Source organism: Cupriavidus sp. (assembly GCF_057315035.1).
The window spans coordinates 326,842-347,943 of record NZ_DBHKYV010000001.1; the positions used below are offsets into that span (position 1 = coordinate 326,842).

Consider the following 21,102-nt stretch of genomic DNA (forward strand, 5'->3'; position numbering starts at 1 on the left):
CTTGACTGAAAAAACAACGGCGCGGACTGCCCGGGGCAGTACCGCGCCGCGACTGCATTTGAAAAAGGGGCCTTATTTCACGACCGGCAGGCCGGCCTGCTGCCAGGCGGTCTGGCCGCCCTCCAGCGCGTAGACCTCACTGTAACCGGCTTCCTTCAATGCTGCTTGGGCCTTGGCCGTGCCCTGGCCGTTCTGGCTGACCAGCACGACGGGCGCGGCCTTGTCCTTGGCCAGGCCGCTGGCGCGGTTAGGCAGGTCGGCAAGTGGCGCGCTCTTCGCCTGTGGCAGGTGGCCCTTGGCGAAATCCGCGGCGTCGCGGATATCCACGACCACTGCATTGCGCTTGTTGATCAGCTGCGTGGCGGCAGCCGTGTTGACGCGCTTGCCGCCCGTGCCGGCCTTGATTTGCGGCCAGGCCAGCAGGCCGCCCGAGACCACGGCGATCGCGATCAGGGCCAGGTTGTTGTAATCGGCGAAGAAATTCACGTTGGCATTCCGTTGGGTTGGGTCGGCGGCATTATAAAATACGCGGTTTCGCGCCAGCGCCGATTATTTGTCGGCGGCGCTTGCCGCACCCGGTGCGGCAGCAAGTGGCGCCGCAGGTTACTTACTACCCTGGAAGCAGCATGTACAAGCTCGTTCTCATCCGCCACGGCGAATCGACGTGGAATCTCGAAAACCGCTTCACGGGCTGGGTCGACGTCGACCTGACCGATACCGGTGTGGCCCAGGCCCGACAAGGCGGCCAGTTGCTCAAGGAAGCCGGCTTCAGCTTTGACGTGGCCTACACCTCGGTGCTCAAGCGCGCGATCCGCACGCTGTGGCACGTGCAGGACGAAATGGACCTGATGTGGATCCCGGTCCGCAACGAATGGCGCCTCAATGAACGCCACTACGGCGCGCTGGCCGGCCTGAACAAGGCGGAAACGGCCAAGAAGTATGGTGACGAGCAGGTGCTGGTGTGGCGCCGCAGCTACGACACCCCGCCGCCCGCGCTGGAACCGACCGACGAGCGCGCCTCGTTCAATGACCCGCGCTACGCCAATGTGCCGCGCGAGCAGGTGCCGCTGACCGAATGCCTGAAGGATACGGTGGCCCGCGTGATGCCGCTGTGGAACGAATCCATCGCTCCCGACATCAAATCCGGCAAGCGAGTGGTGATTGCCGCCCACGGCAACAGCATCCGCGCGCTCGTAAAGTATCTGGATCAGATTTCGGATGACGACATCGTCGGCCTCAACATTCCCAATGGCACCCCGCTCGTCTACGAGCTCGATGCCGACCTGCGCCCCCTGCGCCACTACTACCTGGGCGACCAGGCCGCGATCGCCGCATCGCTGGCCGCCGTGGCCAACCAGGGCAAGTCCCGCTGACAGCCGGTGCGCAAACGCGCCCGCCCGGGCTGCGTCCGGGTAGACGCGCACGCTTGTGTGGCCACTCCCACCATGGATTGGTGGCCCGCAGGTCTTTTTCTGCGCACCCTCTTATACTGTCGGTCAAATCCGCGCCGGTCGCCCCCTTGCTCCGGCCCGGCTTTGACCTTCGCATAATCCTCACAAGTTCAGGCTGCCCTCATGCGTAAGACGCTCAAGAACATTAGCCTCGTCTCGGTCGGCGTCGTTGCCGGCGTGCTGGCCACGCTGCAGATCTCGGCAACCGCCCAGAACTCCTCCGGGCCGTTGCCGCTTGACCAGTTGCGGTTGATGTCCGACATCTTCGGCCAGATCAAGCGCGAGTACGTAGAGCCGGTCGACGACAAGAAGCTGCTGACCGAAGCCATCAAGGGCATGGTCGCCAGCCTGGACCCGCACTCGGCCTACCTGGACGAGAAGGACTTCAAGGAACTGCAGGAAGGTACCCGCGGCCGCTTTGCCGGCCTGGGCATCGAGATCTCGCAGGAAGAAGGCCTGGTCAAGGTCATCAACCCGATCGAGGACACCCCTGCCTTCCGCGCCGGCATCCAGCCGGGCGACCTGATTACACGCATCGACGACAAGCCCGTGCGCGGCCTGCCGCTCGAACAGGCGGTCAAGCGCATGCGCGGCGAGCCGGGCACCAAGGTCACGCTGACCATCTATCGCAAGAGCGAGGAACGCACGTTCCCGGTCTCGATCACGCGCGCCGAGATCCGCGTGCAGTCGGTCAAGACCAAGATGCTCGACAACAACACCATCGGCTGGGTGCGCCTGACGAGCTTCCAGGAACGCACCGTGTCGGACCTGGGCCGCCGCCTGAAGGACATGGCGGAGAAGAACCCCAACCTGAAGGGCATCATCCTGGACCTGCGCAACAACGGCGGTGGCGTGCTGCAAGGCGCGGTCGGCGTGGCAGCAGCCTTCCTGCCGGAAGATTCGACCGTGGTGTCGACCAACGGCCAGGTGCCCGATGCCAAGCGCGTCTACAAGTCATCGTTCAACAACTACCGCCTGTCGTCGCTCGAGGACGATCCGCTCAAGGACCTGCCCGCGCAGTTCAAGAAGCTGCCGATGATCGTGCTGACCAATGCCTACTCGGCATCGGCCTCGGAAATCGTGGCCGGCGCGCTGCAGGATCACAAGCGTGCGTTGATCATGGGCAAGACTACGTTCGGCAAGGGCTCGGTGCAGACCGTGCGGCCGCTGACCAACGATACGGGCATCAAGCTGACGATCGCCTACTACTACACGCCGTCGGGCAAATCGATCCAGGCCAAGGGCATCCGCCCCGATATTCCGGTCGACCAGAATCCGGAAGGCGATCCCGACGACGCGCTGATTACGCGTGAGATCGACACCGAACGCCACCTGCACAACAAGCAGGAATCGGAAGAGCCGGAAATGAACGAACGCGAGCAGCGCCGCGTGGATGAACTGCGCCGCCTCGAGGAAGAAAACTCGAAGAAGACGCCGGAAGAGCGCGAGAAGGATCGCAAGAAGAAGCCGGTGGAATTCGGTTCGGCCGACGACTTCATGCTGCAGCAGGCCATTGCGCAGCTCGACGGCAAGCCGGTGCAGCGCTCGAAGTCGCGTCTGGAAGCCACTGGTACGGCCGGCAAGCCTGACACCAAGGAAGAAAAGGCCGGTAGCAAGGCGCCGGCCAAGCCCGCCGCGAAACCGGCGCCCGCCAAGCCGGGCCCGGCCAGCCAGCCACCCGCGAGCGCCCCGATCGGGCAACCGCTGGGTACGCCGACCGGCCAGAAGTAAAGGAAACAGAGGAAACGCAGCTGCCGCGCGAGTTTGCGCGGCGCGTTCCGGACCCAACCTTGCGGCCCGCGGTATTGCACCGGCGGGCCGTTTTTCATTTGCCGCCAAGCCATGAACGACGATCAGCTATTACGGTATTCGCGCCACATCCTGCTGGATGAACTTGGTATCGAGGGCCAGGAGCGGCTGCTGGCCGGCCACGCGCTGGTCATCGGGGCGGGTGGCCTTGGCGCGGCAGCGCTGCCCTACCTGGCGTCCGCCGGTGTGGGTCATCTCACGATCGTCGATGACGACGAGGTCGACCTGACCAACCTGCAGCGCCAGATCCTGCATACCACCGCCAACGTGGGTCGGCCCAAGGTGGAATCCGCCAGGGACGGGCTGCTGCGCATCAATCCCGACATCGATATTCAATTGGTGCCGCAACGCGTGGGTGAGGCCGAACTCGATGGGCTCGTGGCGCGTGCCGACGTGGTACTCGACTGTTGCGACAACTTCGCCACGCGCCAGGCGGTCAACCGTGCCTGCCTGCGACATCGGAAGCCGCTGGTCTCGGGCGCCGCGCTACGGTTTGACGGTCAGGTCAGCGTGTTCGATCTGCGCCGGCCCGAGGCGCCCTGCTACGGCTGCCTGTTTCCGCCATCGGAACCGGCGCCCGAGGCCGCCTGCGCCACCATGGGCGTATTCGCGCCGCTGGTCGGCATGATCGGTACGGTGCAGGCCGCCGAAGCGCTCAAGCTACTGACCGGCGTAGGAGAAACGCTGGCCGGCAGGCTGCTGATGGTCAATGCGATGACGATGGAATGGACCACGATGCGTCTGGCGCGCACGCCGGGCTGCGAGGTCTGCGGACAGGGACACTGAGCGGGGAAACGCCAGAAGCTGCCTGGAAGCGCCTGGCGGCCCCCGCGGTGGAGCCCCCTCCCCGCGAGGTCGCCAGTTCCGGCGCGATGTGACTGGATGGAGACAAGAATCCGAATGAGAAAGGTTATTAACCCATTCCACATCGAAACGTGGCGCCATCCCGCACCACGTGTCTGACCGCCCGCCGCTTGCGCTACGCGCCCGCGGCAGTGGCGATCGCCAGCGAGCTTATTGCTCGCCCGGCTCCAGTTGCGACTGCAGGTAGTTCTGCAGGCCAACCTTGTCGATCAGGTCCAGCTGCGTTTCCAGGTACTCGATATGTTCCTCGGTGTCCGTGAGGATATCGACCAGGATCTCGCGGCTCACGTAGTCGCCCACCGATTCGCAGTACGCAACGCCTTCCTTGACCGTGGCGTGCGCGGTCTGCTCAAGCTTCAGGTCGCACTTGAGCATCTCGGGCGTGTCTTCGCCGATCATCAGCTTGTGCAGGTCCTGCAGGTTGGGCAGTCCATCGAGCATCAGGATGCGGTCGATCAGGCGATCGGCGTGCTTCATTTCGCCAATCGACTCCTTGTACTCGACATCACCTAGCTTCTTCAGGCCCCAGTGGCGGTACATGCGCGCGTGGAGGAAATACTGGTTGATCGCGGTCAGCTCGTTCTTCAGCTGGGCGTTCAGATGCTGGATGACCTTCTTGTCACCTTTCATACGGGGGCTCCTGTTGTCTGCATCGTTGAACCCGGCATGCACGCAGTTGCGAAAAACGCGAAAGAACTGCGCAGGCGACTCAAACAACCCAACAAAGCCGAATAAACGCCAAACGACGAAGCGCGCCGCGGAACAAGTCCGTAGGCGCGCTTCTCAATTCACGCGTTGTTCGGTGAGAGGCTGCTTTCCTGAATCAGGCAACCAGCGCGGTGCGCTGGTCGTTCGCGACTGCCGGGTCACGAGCGTCCATTATGGCATGTGACGTCGCAGTCGAACAGGCTGAAATTTCGACGACCTTGATGGTCGAGAGGGTGGAGGCCTTCATGTTCTGTACGGCGGCAACGCCTTCGCATAGCACTTGCTTCGCGCAATCGCGGCAACGGCCGCAGCAGGTTCCCACGCCTAGCGTTTCGGCCAGCTCGTCGAGCGTGGACACGCCAAGATGAGCGGCACCATGGATTTCATGGTCGGTAACCTGGTTGCAGATGCAAACGTACACAGAAGCCTCCTGGGGGCAGCGCCGGCACCGGCATGCCGTACGCGATGAGAGGCAGAATAACAGGAATCGAAAATGATAACAATTCCCATTATTGCTCATGAGAATCGCCATTCACAATCCGCCAACCCGGGTTTCCAGGAGCATTCTTCACGCCACTTTACGGATCGAAAAGTGGCGTGCACTCCGCCGACATTCCAGACAAAGACCCTACGAAGTCGAGGGTTGTGTCAGGCTGACAACAGCTTCAGGGTCGCAGTCAGTTCTTCCGGCTCGTAGCAGGTCAGGATCTGGTCCACCACCTTGCACAATCTTTCGCAGTCGGCGTGGATGACTTCCTGCTTCACGCGCAGCAGCTGTGCGGGATGCATCGAGAACTCACGCAGGCCCATGCCCAGCAGCAACCGGGTCATGGCCGGGTCGCCAGCCATCTCACCGCAGACCGCCACCGGCACGCCGGCATGGTTGGCGTCGCGGATGGTGCGCGCGATCAATTGCAGGACCGCCGGGTGCAGGGGATCGAACAGGTGCGCGACGGCATTGTCCGCCCGGTCGATGGCCAGCGTGTACTGGATCAGGTCGTTGGTACCGATCGACAGGAAGTCCATGCGCTTGAGAAACAGCGGCAGCATCAGTACCGCGGCCGGAATCTCGATCATCGCGCCAACCTTGATGCCCGGATCGTATGGCTGGCCGCGCTCGTCAAGCTGGCGCCTGGCCTGGGCAATCAGGTCGAGCGTCTGGTCGATCTCGCTCGCATGCGCCAGCATCGGGATCAGCAGCCGCACCGGGCCAAAAGCCGACGCGCGCAGCAGGGCACGTAGCTGGGTCAGGAACATGGCCGGCTCGGACAGCGACCAGCGGATCGCACGTAGCCCCAGCGCCGGGTTCAGCGCCGTTTCGAAGTCATCGTTAAGCCCCTCCAGCGGCTTGTCCGCGCCAACATCGATGGTGCGGATGGTTACCGGCAGGCCATGCATGGCCTCCACCGCGTTGCGGTAGGCCTGGAACTGCTCCTCCTCGTCGGGCATCTCGTCACGACGGTTCATGAACAGGAATTCGGAGCGGAATAGCCCCACGCCGACGGCGCCGGCCGACAATGCCGCACCGGCGTCCTCGGACATCTCGATATTGGCCAGCAGGTCGATCTCGAGTCCGTCCAGCGTAACCGCCGGCATGTGGCGCAGCCGCTGCAGGCGCTTCTTTTCCAGCGCCCGCTCGCTCTGGCGGTGACGGTATTCCTCGAGGATGATCGCGGACGGGTCGACGATGACCAGCCCGGCATCGCCGTCGATGATGATCCAGTCGTCCTGGCGAATCAGCTCGCTGGCGCTCTTCACGCCCACGGCAGCCGGAATGTCCAGGCTGCGCGCCACGATCGCCGTGTGCGACGTGCGCCCGCCCAGGTCGGTGACAAACCCGTGGAAGACCGTGTGCTTGAACTGGAGCATGTCGGCCGGACCAATGTCGTGGGCCACCACGATCACGCCCGGTGCCGCTTCGCCGTCGGGCGCCAGGGCCGGCACCGGGGCCGGCGCCAGCACCGGCGCGCCGGCCAGTACCTTGAGGATCCGCTCGACCACCTGCTGGATGTCGGCCTTGCGCTCGCGCAGGTATTCGTCCTCGATCTCGTCGAACTGGCGCATCAGTTCCTCGAGTCGCGTGGTCAGTGCCCACTCCGCGTTATAGCGGCGCTGGAGAATCAGTTCCTCGGGCTCGCGCGACAATGCCTCGTCGTCGAGGATCATCGCGTGCACATCGAGGAAGGCCCCCATTTCCTCGGGGGCCTCGCGCGGCAGGTCGCGCTTCAGGTTGATCAGTTCCGCGCGCACCGCGGCACGCGCCGCGCGCAGGCGCTCCACCTCGGCATCGAGCCGGTCTTCGTCGACCAGGTAATGCGATACATCGAGCGCAGCCGGCGCAAGGATATGGGCCCGCCCGATGGCGACCCCACGCGAAACCGGAATGCCGTGCAAGGCAAAGGGCATGACCCGCTCCGTCAGGAACGTTTAGAAAGACTGACTCGTTATGACGCCGGGACTCACTCGCCTTCGCCGAAGCGGTTGGCAATCAGCGCCAGCAGCGCGTCCATTGCCTCCTGCTCGTCGGGGCCGTCGGTCTCGATCGTGACTGTCGATCCGATACCAGCCGCCAGCATCATTACCCCCATGATGCTCTTGGCGTCGACCTGACGGCCATTGCGGGCCATCTTGACCTGGCTCTTGAAGCTGCCCGCCAGCTGCGTGAGCTTGGCAGATGCGCGAGCATGCAGCCCGAGCTTATTGATGATGTTGGTGTCCCTCTGCAGCATATTTGTCGGGATGATTTGCGGTTTGATTCTGGACAGCGGTCGTGCCCACCTGCAGCACGCCCTGGGCGCCACCGGCCAGCGCCTTGGTGGCCAGCTGGTCAAGTTTTTCGGTGCGATAGCAGATCGCGCGCACCAGCATCGGCAGGTTCACGCCCGCCAGCACCTTCACCCGGCCCGGCTCGGCCAGCCGTGCGGCGATATTGGCAGGCGTGGCGCCAAAGATATCGGTCAGCACCAGGGCACCGTTTTCTTCGCAGACCGCTTCCAGGCTGCGCCGCGCCTCAGCCAGCACCGCGGCCGGATCGGCGTCGGCAACGACGTCGACAGCCTCGAGCCGGGGCGGCTGGCCACAGTAGACGTGGGCAGCGCAATCGCGCAGCGCCGAAGCCAGCGGTGCATGCGCGATGATCAGAATTCCTGCCATGATGTGAATCCGTTGGACTGCCCGAATTGTAGCAGGCAGTCTTACGGCCTCTTCCCGTGTTTATACCCGGCGCACGGACTGTGGCGCCTTCGCATCGATTGCCTCGCGGCCTAGCGGCGCTCTGCCGCCACCGCCTGCTCCAGCGCGTCGATGAACATGGCACCGACGTTGAACCCGGTCTGCTGCGTGATTTCCTGAAAACAGGTCGGGCTCGTCACATTTACTTCGGTCAGGTAGTCGCCGATCACATCCAGTCCCACCAGCAGCAGGCCCTGCTTCCACAGACCCGGCGCCAGCGTTTCGGCAATCTCGCGGTCGCGTGCGCTCAGCTCCTGCGCGCGGCCCAGGCCACCGGCCGCCAGGTTGCCGCGGATCTCGCTGCCCTGCGGAATCCGTGCCAGCGAATATGGGACCGGCTTGCCACCGATCAGCAGAATGCGCTTGTCGCCTTGCTTGATGGCCGGAATGTAGCGCTGAACCATCAGCGTGCGCGCACCGTTGTCGCCCAGCGTCTCGACGATCGCGCCAAGATTCATGGCATCGGCGCCCACGCGGAAGATGCCCATGCCGCCCATGCCGTCCAGCGGCTTGACGATGATGTCCTGGTGCTCGGCATGGAATTCGCGGATACGGCCCGCATCGCGCGTCACCAGCGTCGGCGTGATGAACTGCGGATACTGGCCGATTGCCAGCTTCTCGGAATGGTCGCGAATCGCCTGCGGCTTGTTGAAGATCCGCGCGCCCTGCTTCTCCGCCAGTTCCAGCAGCCACGTGCTGGTCACGTATTCCATATCGAACGGCGGATCCTTGCGCATCAGCACCGCGTCGAACGCGGTCAGCGGCGTCAGCGCGGCGTCGCCCAGGCGGAACCAGTCATGCGCATCGTCGGTCAGCTCCAGCGGCCGCACCACCGCCTCGACCACGTTGGCCGACAGCGACAGCTGGGCCTGCAGACAGAAGAACAGCTCGTGCCCACGTGCAGCCGCCTCGGACATCATGGCGTAGGTGGAGTCCTTGTAGGTCTTGAAGGTCTCCAGCGGATCGGTAATGAACAGGATGCGCATGATGGCTCGTCGCGGTCGCGTCAGATTGGATATGTCCGGCTCAGCCAAGCCGGACCAGGGGCGGACAGGGTGTGCGGCCGGCGCCGCGGATCAGAGAATCGGATTCGGATCGGTCTTCTCAAGTTCCACCGAAGCCGCCAGCAGGGCCAGGCGGGCCACCACGCCATACATGTAGAACCGGTTCGGCACGGCCGCGCCCGGCTTGGCATGGCTGTCGGGAATGCCGTTGGGCGCAAAGGCCAGCGGCACGAAATGCATGCCCGGCGCGTTCAGGTTCTCGTCGTTGCCGCGGCCCGTGTGCACGCGGTAGAAACCGCCCACCACGTAGCGGTCGATCATGTAGACCACGGGTTCGGCCACGGCCTCGTTGACCTTCTCGAACGTGTGCACGCCTTCCTGGATGATGACGTCGGAGACCTCCAGGCCTTCCTTCACCACGCTCATCTTGTTGCGTTCCTTGCGGTTCAGCCCCTTGATCTCGGACGGATCGCGCACGGTCATGATGCCCATGCCATAGGTGCCCGCATCGGCCTTGACCACCACGTACGGCGTTTCCTTGATGCCGTACTCGCGGTACTTCTTGGCGATCTTCTTGAGCACGCCTTCCACCGCGTCCGCCAGTTCTTCCTCGCCGATGCGTTCGTGGAAGTTCACGCCCGACGTACGTGCGAAGTACGGGTTCACCATCCACGGATCGACGTCGATCAGCTTGGCGAACTTCTTCGCCACTTCGTCATAGGCGGCGAAGTGGCTGCTCTTGCGGCGCGTGGACCAGCCCGCGTGCAGCGGCGGCAGCAGGTACTGTTCCTGGATGTTCTCAAGAATCGGCGGAATACCGGCCGACAGGTCGTTGTTCAGCAGGATCGAACAGGGGTCGAAGTCCTTCAGCCCCAGGCGGCGCCCCTTGGTACCCAGGCGCGCCAGCGGTTCGACCACCAGCGTCTGGCCATCGGGCAGGTCGATCGGCGTCGGTTCGGTGATTTCCTCGGACAGCGAGCCCAGGCGCACGTTCAGGCCAGCCTGGCGCATGATCAGCGACAGCCGCGCCACGTTCTGCAGATAGAACATGTTGCGGGTGTGGCGCTCGGGGATCAGCAGCAGGTTCTTGGCGTCGGGGCAGATCTTCTCGATCGCGGCCATGGCGGCCTGCACGGCCAGCGGCAACATCTCCGGAGCGAGATTGTTGAAACCGCCCGGGAACAGGTTCGTATCGACCGGTGCCAGCTTGAAACCGGCATTGCGCAGGTCGACCGAGCAATAGAACGGCGGCGTATGTTCCTGCCATTCCAGCCTGAACCAGCGCTCGATGGACGGAGTCGCGTCCAGGATCTTCTTTTCCAGTTCGAGCAGCGGACCGTTCAGCGCGGTGATGAGATGCGGGACCATATCCATCCTAAGGTATCTAGCTTTATTGTCCGCCCCGATTGTAAGGGAACGGCCTTCAGACTGCAGGCTGGCCTCATATAACCATATGCGGACGCCGGCTTAAGGGTGCTAAAGGGGACTTGAAGGAGGGGGATATGGGGCCGATCACGGCATTTCAAACCCCGGTAGCCAATGCTGGGGCGCATACGGTATCCAGCTTGAACCACCCTGGTCGAAAAAAAAAGCGCGGCGTGCGCCGCGCTTTCAAATGGCCTGACAGATACGGGGAGCGTTCTGCAGGTGGAGGAAACTGCCTCAGTGGCACTCTATGCGTGCTCCCCCTTAAAGACAATTGAGACTTTTTAAGATCCGATTTAAGCACCCTGCGAATACTGACGCCCGTTTGAGTCCGTTTGAGTCCGTTTGACAAGGCCCGCTCCGGCGCGCCCCCGGTTACCCGTCCAGCGGACCGCGCCTAGCCACCGATCCGGGTGCCGCCAGCGCCGGCCAGCGCCGTACCCATATTCGGGATGTCGGTGACCACACCCTCCGAATGTGCGTTTTTTTCCACAAATTCCAGGACGGCCTCGATCTTCGGTCCCATCGAGCCTTTGCCAAAATGGCCCTCGGCCATCAGCCGTTCGGCCTCGGCCACGCTCAGGTGATCGAGCCAGCGTTGTTGGGGCTTGCCGAAATGGATCGCCACCTTCGGCACCGCTGTGGCAATCAGCAGCCGTTGCGCCTGCAATTGCTGCGCGAGCAATGACGATGCGAGGTCCTTGTCGATCACCGCCTCGCGATTGCTCAGCAGGCCGTCGGCGTCCATCGTCACCGGTATGCCGCCGCCGCCGCACGCGATCACGATATGGTTGCGGTCCAGTAGCGCGCGGATCGTTTCGATTTCCACCACGGCACGCGGCCGCGGCGAAGCCACGCAGCGGCGCCAGCCGCGGCCCGGCTCTTCCATGATGCTCCAGCCGTTTGACTGCGCCAGTTGCCGGGCCAGCGCCTCGTCCATGATCGAGCCGATCGGCTTGCTGGGGACCTGAAACGCGGGATCGGCTTCATCGACCACCACCTGCGTGATCACGGTCGCCACGTGCATCGCCATGCCGCGCCGACGCAAGGCGTTGTACAGGCTGCGCTGGAACATGTCTCCAATCGCGCCCTGCGTGTCGGCCGTGGCGTAGTCCATCGGCACCGGTGGCACTTCGTTCATGGCCAGCTCGGAGCGGCGCAGGATATAGCCGACCTGCGGACCATTGCCATGCGTCAGCACGACGCGCCAGCCCTGCGCCACCACATCGACAACATGGTCCGCGGCGCGCGCGGCGGCACGGGCCTGGTCGTGCAGGGTCGTGCCGCCGCCTTCAGGGGCCAGCGCGTTACCGCCAACCGCAATCACCGCAATCGGGCGTGTTGCCTGCTCAACTGTGCTCATTCGGGTCTCCTTGCGGCGCTGGCGGCAGAACCGCAGCCAGCGCGCGAATGGCCTCGGTGAAGCAGGCCAGTGGTGCATGGGTAATGCCTGCGCCGATCTGGCCGACACCGGCTTCCCGATGCGCAATGCCGGTATTGATGACCGGCAGGATGCCGGTGTCCAGCACGCGCCGCGCATCGATGCCGGCCGGCGTGCCGGTGAAGTCGAGCGCCGGCAACGTGAACGCACTGTTCTGACCCAGCGTGATATGCAACATGCGCCGCGTATTGGCCAGCGCATCGCGCGGCGTTCCGCCGACAAACTGCACGATGGCCGGTGACGCCGCCATGGCAAAGCCGCCTACACCGGCGGTTTCGGTAATGGCACTGTCGCCCAGGTCGCGCGCCGCGTGCTCGGGGCCAAAGCCCGGGAAGAACAATCCGTCGATGACGGCTGCCGGCGCAGTGAACCAGCCGTCGAGCCCCGACAGGCGAATGCCGAAGTCCACGCCGTTGCGGGCCATCGCGGTCACCAGCGTGGCATGCGGCACGCCGTGCGCGGCGTCGAGCATGGCCTTGCAGGCCGCCATCGACAGGTTCAGGAAGAAGTGGTCATTGCCGGCCACGAACGCCAGCGTCTCGGCCACGCTGCGCGGGTCCAGCCGGGTGGAAGCCAGCGCCGCCACGGTCAGCTTGCGGAACAGCAGTCCGCTGGCCGCTGCATTGCGGTTATGCACCTCGTCGCCCATATGCAGGGCCTGCGCCATCAACGGCTTCAGTTCCAGGCCGCCCAGTTCCTCGACGATCGTGGCCAGCGTCGGCCCCAGCGTGCCGGACATCCAGCGCAGGCGCTGCAGGACTTCATCGCCATGGGCGCCAAAGCGCAATACCTTGCCAAGCCCTTCGTTCATGTTGCAGTAGGCGACATTGCCGCCGGTCATGTTCTTGACGATCCAGACCGGCATCGACGGGCTGATGATGCCGGCCATCGGACCCACTGCCGCATGATGGTGGCAGGGTTCCAGCCGCACCGTGCCGCGCTCGACCAAGGCGCGCGCATCGGCCAGCGTATCGGCCCAGCCTTCGAACAGGATCGCGCCCAGCACCGCACCCTGCTGGGGTCCGCACATCGCGTCCCAGCCGATCGGCGGTCCCGAATGCAGGATGATCCGGCCGCCCATGCCGGGGATCGCCTCCCCAGCCGTCGACACGCCGGTCAGCACCGGTTGCGCTGCCATATAGCGCGCGTAGGCCACGCGGTTGGCTTCCTCGATACGCGGATCATCGATGAGCCTGGCCAGTGCCAGGCCCGCGTCAATATCGCCCTCGGCGGGCGGTTGCCATTGCAGTTCGAACGCCTCGCCGCCGCACTGGCGCAGGTTGGCGGCGAAGCTGGCGAGCCCGGCATTGATGACAACGGGCTTCTGCTGAATCAGGGTCATGGCATCAGGCTCCTGCATCGATTCGATTTACGCAGCCCAGCACCGTGCGGCACAGCTGCACCGCCTGCGCATTGCTGTCGGCCAGTTCCACACCGGCGTCCGCCAGCGTCTGGCGTTGCAGATCCAGTTGCTGCGGGTCACCTCGGGTCCCACAGACATGGCCGATGAACAGCACTTCGCGGCCATCGCTGGCCGCCACCTTGCGTGCCGCCTGCAAGGACGGCACGATCTGCGTCGCCGGGTCTTCATGCGCGCCGTATCCGAGCACGAAGTCGAGCAGGATGATGCCGACGCCCGGGTCCGATGCTTCGGCAACGATGCGTTCGTTGCGCAGGCCGGGATCGATCATCGGATGCGGACGTCCGCGCGTGAAATCGTCGTCGCCAAGGTCGAGGATGGTATGGCCCTGGCTATGCCAAAGATCCGCAACACGCAGCGCCTTTCCGGTTGGCGTGTTCGACTGGAGCCCGGGCAGTTCGTCCTGCAACAACAGCAGTGCCTCGTAGCAGAACGTGCCACCGGTATAGAGCCCGCGCAACATGGTCTGGGTCGGCTTGAGCCGTTGCGCGAGTGCCGCCGCGCGCGCCTGCATGGCAGCATCCGTTGGCGCGGCTTCGCGCGGTCCGACGCCCTTCGAAAGATCGACGGCCAGTTGCGCGGCCTGCTCCAGCGTGGCCGCCGGCACCAGTCCCGCGGCGCGCGTCTCTTCCGGATTTGCGCCCAGGAAGCAGACCACCACCGGCTTGCCACTCTCACGCGCGGCGCGCAGTACCTGCGCGGCAACGCTGGCCGCCGGCGGCTTCGACACCAGTACGATCACCCGGGTCGCCGGGTCGGCGGCAAGTTGCGACAACGCCGTCAGCATCGTGATTCCGCCCACGGCTTCGGAAAGATCGTGCCCGCCAGTACCGATCGCATGGGTGATCCCGCAACCGTACTGGTCGATCAGGCAGGTGACCTGCTGCAGGCCGGTGCCCGACGCCGCGATCACACCGATGTCTCCGCGCGCCACCACATTGGCAAACGCCAGCGGCAGCCCATCGATGATGGCCGTGCCGCAGTCGGGCCCCATGACCAGCAGGTTGCGCGACTGCGCGTAGCGCTTGAGCGCAACCTCGGCTTCCACGCTGACGTTGTCGGAGAACAGCATCGCATTCATGCCCAGCCGCAGCGCCTTCATGGCTTCGGCCGCGGCATAGTCACCCGGCGTGGAAATCAGCACGAGATTGGCGCGTCCATCGCTGGCCTCGTACGCCATCTGCACGCTGCGCAGTGGCTCGCTCAACGCGTCCTGCGCGGCATCGGCAGCCTTCTCGTTGAGCAGGGCCGCGGCCTGCTCCAGCGCGGCGTCGAGCGCGTCGGCCTCGCCGCGCACCACCAGCAGGATGTCATTGGGACGGGCCGCGGGCGCGGCGTCGAGCAACCCCGCGCCAACCATCAGTTCGAGATTGGGCCCAGTGGCCATCTGCGCGGAGGCCTCGCTCACGCCCGGAAGCTTGCCAAGCTTCGCGGACAGTTGCATCAAGGCGACCGAGTCTCGATAGAGATTCGGGAAGAAGCGTACTGCGGTCGATGTCATACGAACATCCTTTCCTGTTGCGGCGCGGGCGCGCCCGCTCAGGCGTTCAGTGCGGCGATCACGTCCGCCGACGGCGCCACCCAGCCAAAGATGCCACCCTGGGCCTTGATCATTGCCAGCCCGATGCGCTGGAATTCGGGAAAATAGGATCCGGTGGCGTCGGAGACCACCACGCATTCAAAGCCGCGGTCGTTGGCCTCGCGCACGGTCGTGTTCACGCAGACCTCGGTCGTCACGCCACATACGATCAGCGTCCGGATGCCACGGTTGCGCAGCCGGAGTTCCAGGTCGGTGGCGTGGAAAGCGCCCTTGCCCGGCTTGTCGATCACGGGCTCGCCTGTCACCGGATATAGCTCCGGGATGATGTCGTGCCCTGCTTCGCCCCGTACCAGGATGCGCCCCATCGGTCCCGCGTCGCCAATCCCGGTTTCCAGTCCGCCGCGCGCCAGCTTGGTCGGCGGACAGTCGACCAGGTCCGGACTGTGCCCTTCGCGCGTATGCACCACCAGCAGCCCGTGGCGCCGCGCGGCATCGAGTACGGCCTTGCACGGTGCAATCGCACCACGCAGCAGCGATACATCGTTGCCAAGCATCGCGCCAAAGCCGCCGGGCTCCAGGAAATCGCGCTGCATGTCGATGATGACGAGCGCCGTCATGTCCGGGTCGAACGGAAGATCGTAGGGTTCCGCCTTGATGGATCTGGTCATTGCAAACTCCTGCAGAATCGGCGCGTCACGCGCGCTTCGACGCCATGTACGCGCGCCAGTCGCCATAGCTCGAAATATCGGTGTGTGCCGCGGTGATCTGCTCCTGCGGATAGAGGATGCCGTCGACCACCTGACCATCGTCCAGCTCGACCGGTCCGCAGTACAGATGCGGCGGCTCGCCGGCCTCCACGCGCGCCCAGGTCTCGTCGCTCATGCGGTACATCTCTCCCGCGACCGACACGCCGCCTTCGCTGACCTTGAACATGCCCGGGTGCACGTCATTGATCGAGTAGATGCGGTACAGCGGCCGGGTGCGGAACTCGCCCAGGAATTCGGCACCGTCGAGGTTGCCGTGCAGCGCCAGGCCGCGCATGAGGGTGCCGTTGACGAACAGCGTCTTTGCCATGGTGAAATACTCCTGAATCAATGAACCGGGTCGGCTTCGTCATCGTTGGACGGTGCCCAGCTGATGCCTTCGCCCGATCGCTTCTGTTGCCACGCCATCCAGATGAACAGCAACGTGGCCACTGCATAGCCAAACGACACGCCCGGCGATGCATTGACTGCCAGGTGCGCGCCATGGATAAAGCCGAAAAACGACAGGAGCGTGGCTGCACCCGCATAGACGGCCGCCCAGTTGAAGCGCCGGTCGATCACGAACACGGCAATGGCGCCGATCATCAGCCCGGCCAGCACCGCCCCGCCGCCCGCCAGTTCCATGCCGCGATACAGCACGCCGGCGTTGGCCATGTCGGCAAATGCCTTTTCCGGAATTGCCGCAACGTTGAAGCCGCCGGCGCCCAGCGCGCCATCCACCTGGGTCTTGGCCCACTCGGCAATATTCGGCACCAGCGCCAGCACGATCGCCGGGGCGTGTCGTTTCGGCGATGCCTGGAACGCCTGCGCACCGATCACCAGCCCGATGAACAGCAGGATCGGCACGATCGATACCAGCGGAATCAGCGATAACAACAGCGCGGTGAGGCCGAGGAAGCAGATCAGGCCCACGCCGACGCCGGTGGCCAGCGAATAGCCGATGCGTCCGCCCATGGCCTTCCAGCCGGGATGCCCGATATACACCGCCGGCGGAAACGGCGAGCCAAGGAACGCGCCAACGATCGCACCGAGCCCGTCGGCCATCAGGATCGCGCGCAGGTTGTAGTTGTCGCCGCCCGCGCTGGCGGACTCGACGTTGTTGATCCCTTCGGTGAAGTTGTAGATGCCGAGCGGAATCGCCGTGACCAGCAATGGCCATACCTGGCTGAACGGAATCGACAACACATCGCCACTGACGATCGGCAGGTGCAGCGAGAAATGGGTGATGGCCTCGCCCACGGCCGACGGCTGCATCAGGTTGCTCCAGCCAAGCGCGGTGGCAATCCATGCCATGCCCGCCCCCACCAGCACCACGGCCAGGCCACCTGGGACGCCGAACGGCAAGCGCACATTGCCCACCCACGACAGCAGGATGATCATGAAGCAGACCAGCCCGATCCACGCGCCATCGAACATCTGGTAGGCCGGACGCATCGAGATGAAGGCAATCGAGATGCCCGCCAGGGTGCCAAGCATGGCTGCGCGCGGCGTGTACTTGCGGATGGTGGGTCCGACGAACGCCCCGAGCAGCACGATGATGCCGACAATGAAGGCCCATACCAGCCCTAGCTTCCACGCCAGGATGGCATCCTTGGTGGACAGGTACGTGGGCAACATGACCACGAACACGACGATGAACATGTGCGGCACGCTCGGGCCGTACGGCATCGCCGTCACGGAATCGCGGCCCTCCTTCCTGGCCAGTTGCCAGGCCAGGTAGGCATAGAAGAGGTTGCCCAGTGGCAACGCGATGCCGAGCGCCGGAAGAATGCGGCCATAGACGGTTTCGCCAGGCATCTGCACCACGAACAAGGCGAGGCCCGATAGCACCAGCACGTTGAGCAGGACATTGGTGAACAGGCCGAAGAATGCGTTCAGGTCTCCCGCCACCCACAGGCGCGGTGACATGACTGGAACAGCGGGACTCGCACCGGAAGAAATTTGACTCACGATTAAACTCCTTTAACAGAATTTGTGAAATCCAACGATGCGTGCCGACCAATCTGATCCAGCTGGAATTCCGGGATCAGATGCCATTTCCTGCATTGCTGCCATGCATGCCGGAAGAAAATTCGCCTTATAAAACCGTCCTACAAAATCTAGTGCACGGAAAGCAAAAAAGGCCAAGGAAAATAACTCCGGATCGTTGAGAGGATCCTAGAGTTCCACGGCACAAAGGGCGCTGGATGAAATCAAGGTTTGCGCATTGGAATTTCGATAAATCATCTTCGGTCGTGCAAAACAGTCACGCACGCCAGATCGGTGAATCGCTCGCACCGATATTCAGCAATTCCTACCGACTCACACAAATCTCCAACACATTTCTTGCAGTTGCACGGAATGGCCCGCAACAATAAAAAAGCCCCGGCACCAGGCCGGGGCAAAACTCCTGAGAGAAGATTCCCAATCAGCTCTCCAGCACAACACTTTCGTGGATATCAGACTTCGTAGGCCGTTTCGCCGTGCGAGGTGATATCCAGGCCTTCGCGTTCTTCCTCTTCAGGCACGCGCAGACCAATCAGCATGTCAACCAGCTTGAAGGCCACCAGGGCCACCACGCCCGACCACACGATGGTGGTCAGCACGCCTTCGAACTGGATCCACAGTTGACCAGCGATCGAGTAGTCGTCGGCCACCTTGTTGGCAACGTAGTCGTAGATGCCGACACCACCGAGGCTCGGTGCGGCAAACACACCGGTCAGCAGCGCGCCCACGATACCGCCCACGCCGTGTACGCCGAACACGTCCAGCGAGTCGTCCATGCCCAGCATGCGCTTCAGGCCGGTCACGCCCCACAGGCACAGCAGGCCAGCCACGAGGCCCATCACGATCGAGCCCATCGGACCCACGAAGCCGGCAGCCGGGGTGATCGCCACCAGGCCAGCCACTGCACCCGAGGCACCGCCCAGCATCGACGGCTTGCCCTTGCCGATCCACTCACCGAAAGTCCAGGCCAGCACTGCGGCGCACGTGGCCAGCAGCGTGTTGACGAAGGCCAGTGCGGCACCGCCGTTGGCTTCCAGACCCGAACCGGCGTTGAAGCCGAACCAGCCGAACCACAGCAGCGAGGCACCCACCATCGTGAACGTCAGGCTGTGCGGACGAATCGCTTCGCGACCGAAGCCGATACGCTTGCCGAACATGAACGCACCCACCAGACCCGCCACTGCGGCGTTGATGTGCACCACCGTGCCACCAGCGTAGTCAAGCGCGCCCTTCTGGAACAGCCAGCCAGACTTGGCCGTGGCAGCCGTGGCGGCAGCGGCGTCGGTGTAGGCGTCAGGACCCGGCCAGAACCAGACCATGTGGGCCATCGGGATGTAGGCAAACGTGAACCACAGCACCACGAACACCAGCACGGCCGAGAACTTGGCACGCTCGGCGAAGGCGCCGATGATCAGGCCGCAGGTAATCGCGGCGAAGGCGCACTGGAATGCGAAGAACACCAGTTCCGGAATCACCACGCCCTTGCTGAACGTTGCCGTGACGGCATCCGCGTTCAGGCCCTTCATGAACAGGCGATCCGTGCCACCAAAGAACGCGTTGCCTTCGGTGAACGCGAAGCTGTAGCCGTAGATGGCCCACAGCAGCGACACCAGCGAGAAGATCACCAGGCACTGCATCAGCACCGACAGCATGTTCTTGGAGCGGACCAGGCCGCCGTAGAACAGTGCCAGGCCAGGCAGCGTCATCAGGATCACGAATGCGGTAGCCACCAGCAGCCAGGCGGTATCGCCCTTGTTGGGGACCGGTGCCGGTGCCGCGGCAGGCGCGGCTTCGGCGGGCGCTGCAGCAGCCGCGGCGGGAGCTGCCGCGGCAGGCGCTGCGGCGGGGGCGGTGGCCGCCGCCGGGGCCGAAGCCTCGGCAGCGGGCTTGTCCTGCGCCACGGCATGGGTGGACAGGCCGAGGCCGGCCGTGCCGAGCGCCAGCGTCATTGCGCCAGCCGTCAGGAATCGCTTGAACCAGGTTTTCATGTGCTTAACCTCTGTCTCTCGTCTTTCTTGTGTCACAGCGCATCGCCGCCGGTCTCGCCGGTGCGGATGCGGATGACCTGTTCGACCGGCGCGATGAAGATCTTGCCGTCGCCGATCTTGCCGGTGCGGGCCGACTTCTCGATGGCCTCGATGGCGCGCTCGACCACATCGTCCGGCACCGCCACTTCGATCTTCACCTTGGGCAGGAAGTCGACGATGTATTCGGCGCCGCGATAGAGCTCCGTATGGCCCTTCTGGCGGCCAAAGCCCTTGACCTCGGTCACGGTGATACCGGACACGCCCACGTCCGAGAGCGCTTCGCGCACCTCGTCGAGCTTGAACGGCTTGATGACTGCAATGATGAGTTTCATCAGATTTCTCCTCGGGGTGGCCCTCTCAGGCGGGCCACCCTGCCTGAAGCGTGGTGTTTAGAAAGTCTTGGTAATCGATGCCCAGGCAGCGGCCTTGCCCAGGTACCGGCCACGGTTGGCGCTGGTATAGAACGATTCCTTGGCGTTGGTGTCGACATAGGCCACCGACAGTGCGAAGCCCTTGCCGAGATCCTTGGTCAGGCCGATCTTCCAGTCCGTGTACGACGCATCGCTGTGGTGCGTCACGCCCTGGTAGCCCACGTGCGCATTCAGCGTCAGGTCCCAGAAGTTCAACGGCACGTTGGCGGTCAGGTCGACGTAGTAGCTGTTCTTGCTGTCGTCGACCCCGAACAGGTTGGTCACCGCGTGCGAGTACTTCAGGAATACCGGACCCCAGCCAATACCGGCATAGAGCTCGGTGGTGTACGGGCGCGTTGTGGTGTAGCCGCCCGGGTAGTAGTACTGGAGCACACCCACGTCGTAGTTGATGTCCTGGTCGGCCACCTTGAACGAATTCTTGAAGCCACCGTAGAAGTCCATTTCGACCGGCGCGGAAACGGCCGAATTGGAGTCCTCGAGCCAGCTGATGCTCGAGTTCCAGTTGCCGACATAGAAACCGCTCTCGTGCGAATAGTCGAACCCGCCCTGAATGGCCGGACGCAGGTTGGTCTGGCTGATACCGCGGTAGCGGTAGTCAGACACCAGCGACACGTTGGCCGTGAACGTGTGGGGCGATGCCGGCTCGGCGGCCGGTGCGGCGGCGGCTGGCGCGGCGGCATCGGGTGCGGTCTGCGCGAACGCAACCGGGGCGGCAAGGCTGAGCAATACCGCAGCGGCGCTGACTGCGAGGCTCGACGTCTTCATCTGGTTTTCTCCTTTTCCTGAAATCTTCGCGGGGCTCGTTTGAGGGATCTGCTGCTTCTTTTTGAATTCGAAGGTTTGACGCTCCTGGCATCCAGTACTGCAACTGCCGTGCCAGCGATCCCGCCCCGTGGCGGCGCATGCTCCGAAACGTGTGATCCCCCGTCGACAGGCGGTGTCGGCACCACTTGTCCGACGCTCGCTGACGCGCCCCGAAAGCACTGAAATCCGTTAAAAGA

20 protein-coding genes are annotated in these 21,102 nt (G+C 64.0%); 3 read left to right on the forward strand and 17 right to left on the reverse strand.

The annotated features are described in order from the left end of the window. Positions 1 to 72 precede the first annotated feature (72 nt). Entirely contained in the window at positions 73 to 486 is a 414-nt protein-coding gene (locus tag ACO550_RS01520; RefSeq protein WP_315597603.1) for a rhodanese-like domain-containing protein, read from the reverse strand. 140 nt (positions 487 to 626) lie between these two features. Between ACO550_RS01520 and gpmA the strand changes: the two genes are divergently transcribed. The 3 genes from gpmA (at position 627) to ACO550_RS01535 (ending at position 4,046) form a co-directional block, all read left to right on the forward strand. Beyond that, complete coding sequence (gene gpmA / locus ACO550_RS01525; RefSeq protein WP_315597602.1) at positions 627 to 1,373, forward strand: 2,3-diphosphoglycerate-dependent phosphoglycerate mutase; 747 nt, start codon at positions 627 to 629, stop codon at positions 1,371 to 1,373. A 201-nt stretch (positions 1,374 to 1,574) separates the two neighbouring features. Continuing rightward, positions 1,575 to 3,182, forward strand: coding sequence for a S41 family peptidase (locus ACO550_RS01530; protein WP_315597601.1), 1,608 nt, complete (start codon positions 1,575 to 1,577; stop codon positions 3,180 to 3,182). A gap of 111 nt (positions 3,183 to 3,293) precedes the next feature. Beyond that, positions 3,294 to 4,046 (forward strand): molybdopterin-synthase adenylyltransferase MoeB, encoded by a 753-nt coding sequence (locus ACO550_RS01535; protein ID WP_315597600.1) that lies wholly within the window; start codon positions 3,294 to 3,296, stop codon positions 4,044 to 4,046. Positions 4,047 to 4,274: 228 nt separating this feature from the next. Here the strand turns inward: ACO550_RS01535 and bfr are convergent, their stop codons facing one another. The 16 genes from bfr to ACO550_RS01615 form a co-directional block, all read right to left on the reverse strand. After that, entirely contained in the window at positions 4,275 to 4,754 is a 480-nt protein-coding gene (bfr, locus tag ACO550_RS01540; RefSeq protein ID WP_315597599.1) for a bacterioferritin, read from the reverse strand. A 193-nt stretch (positions 4,755 to 4,947) separates the two neighbouring features. After that, positions 4,948 to 5,190, reverse strand: coding sequence for a (2Fe-2S)-binding protein (locus ACO550_RS01545; protein ID WP_485994005.1), 243 nt, complete (start codon positions 5,188 to 5,190; stop codon positions 4,948 to 4,950). Positions 5,191 to 5,480: 290 nt separating this feature from the next. Further along, complete coding sequence (ptsP, locus tag ACO550_RS01550; RefSeq protein WP_315597597.1) at positions 5,481 to 7,238, reverse strand: phosphoenolpyruvate--protein phosphotransferase; 1,758 nt, start codon at positions 7,236 to 7,238, stop codon at positions 5,481 to 5,483. A 53-nt stretch (positions 7,239 to 7,291) separates the two neighbouring features. Further along, positions 7,292 to 7,561 carry an HPr family phosphocarrier protein gene (locus ACO550_RS01555; protein ID WP_315597596.1) on the reverse strand — a complete coding sequence of 90 codons (270 nt, stop codon included), beginning with the start codon at positions 7,559 to 7,561 and terminating at the stop codon, positions 7,292 to 7,294. Continuing rightward, positions 7,530 to 7,985, reverse strand: a complete 456-nt coding sequence (locus ACO550_RS01560; RefSeq protein WP_315597595.1) for a PTS sugar transporter subunit IIA domain-containing protein — start codon at positions 7,983 to 7,985, stop codon at positions 7,530 to 7,532. Before ACO550_RS01560 ends, ACO550_RS01555 begins: the two co-directional genes overlap by 32 nt. A gap of 110 nt (positions 7,986 to 8,095) precedes the next feature. Next, positions 8,096 to 9,049, reverse strand: coding sequence for a glutathione synthase (gene gshB / locus ACO550_RS01565; RefSeq protein WP_315597594.1), 954 nt, complete (start codon positions 9,047 to 9,049; stop codon positions 8,096 to 8,098). Between the two features lie 90 nt (positions 9,050 to 9,139). Then, a complete protein-coding gene (gshA, locus tag ACO550_RS01570) occupies positions 9,140 to 10,435 on the reverse strand; it encodes a glutamate--cysteine ligase (protein WP_315597593.1) in 1,296 nt (431 codons plus the stop codon). A gap of 454 nt (positions 10,436 to 10,889) precedes the next feature. Beyond that, entirely contained in the window at positions 10,890 to 11,855 is a 966-nt protein-coding gene (locus ACO550_RS01575) for a carbamate kinase (protein ID WP_315597592.1), read from the reverse strand. Further along, the gene (locus ACO550_RS01580) at positions 11,842 to 13,275 is read right to left on the reverse strand and encodes a YlbE family protein (protein WP_315597591.1); all 1,434 of its coding nucleotides are present in this window, start codon (positions 13,273 to 13,275) and stop codon (positions 11,842 to 11,844) included. Before ACO550_RS01580 ends, ACO550_RS01575 begins: the two co-directional genes overlap by 14 nt. Before the next feature lie 4 nt (positions 13,276 to 13,279). Then, positions 13,280 to 14,854, reverse strand: a complete 1,575-nt coding sequence (gene fdrA, locus ACO550_RS01585) for an acyl-CoA synthetase FdrA (RefSeq protein ID WP_315597590.1) — start codon at positions 14,852 to 14,854, stop codon at positions 13,280 to 13,282. A gap of 38 nt (positions 14,855 to 14,892) precedes the next feature. Next, positions 14,893 to 15,561, reverse strand: a complete 669-nt coding sequence (locus ACO550_RS01590) for an isochorismatase family protein (RefSeq protein WP_315597589.1) — start codon at positions 15,559 to 15,561, stop codon at positions 14,893 to 14,895. Between the two features lie 25 nt (positions 15,562 to 15,586). After that, on the reverse strand, positions 15,587 to 15,967 hold the full coding sequence (locus ACO550_RS01595; protein WP_315597588.1) for an allophanate hydrolase-related protein: 381 nt from the start codon (positions 15,965 to 15,967) through the stop codon (positions 15,587 to 15,589). A gap of 17 nt (positions 15,968 to 15,984) precedes the next feature. After that, positions 15,985 to 17,607, reverse strand: a complete 1,623-nt coding sequence (locus tag ACO550_RS01600; RefSeq protein ID WP_315597587.1) for a hypothetical protein — start codon at positions 17,605 to 17,607, stop codon at positions 15,985 to 15,987. Between the two features lie 488 nt (positions 17,608 to 18,095). Next, the gene (gene amt, locus ACO550_RS01605; protein WP_315597586.1) at positions 18,096 to 19,631 is read right to left on the reverse strand and encodes an ammonium transporter; all 1,536 of its coding nucleotides are present in this window, start codon (positions 19,629 to 19,631) and stop codon (positions 18,096 to 18,098) included. Between the two features lie 32 nt (positions 19,632 to 19,663). Continuing rightward, positions 19,664 to 20,002, reverse strand: a complete 339-nt coding sequence (locus ACO550_RS01610) for a P-II family nitrogen regulator (protein ID WP_124682595.1) — start codon at positions 20,000 to 20,002, stop codon at positions 19,664 to 19,666. A gap of 57 nt (positions 20,003 to 20,059) precedes the next feature. After that, a complete protein-coding gene (locus ACO550_RS01615; protein WP_315597585.1) occupies positions 20,060 to 20,866 on the reverse strand; it encodes a TorF family putative porin in 807 nt (268 codons plus the stop codon). Between the last annotated feature and the right edge of the window lie 236 nt (positions 20,867 to 21,102).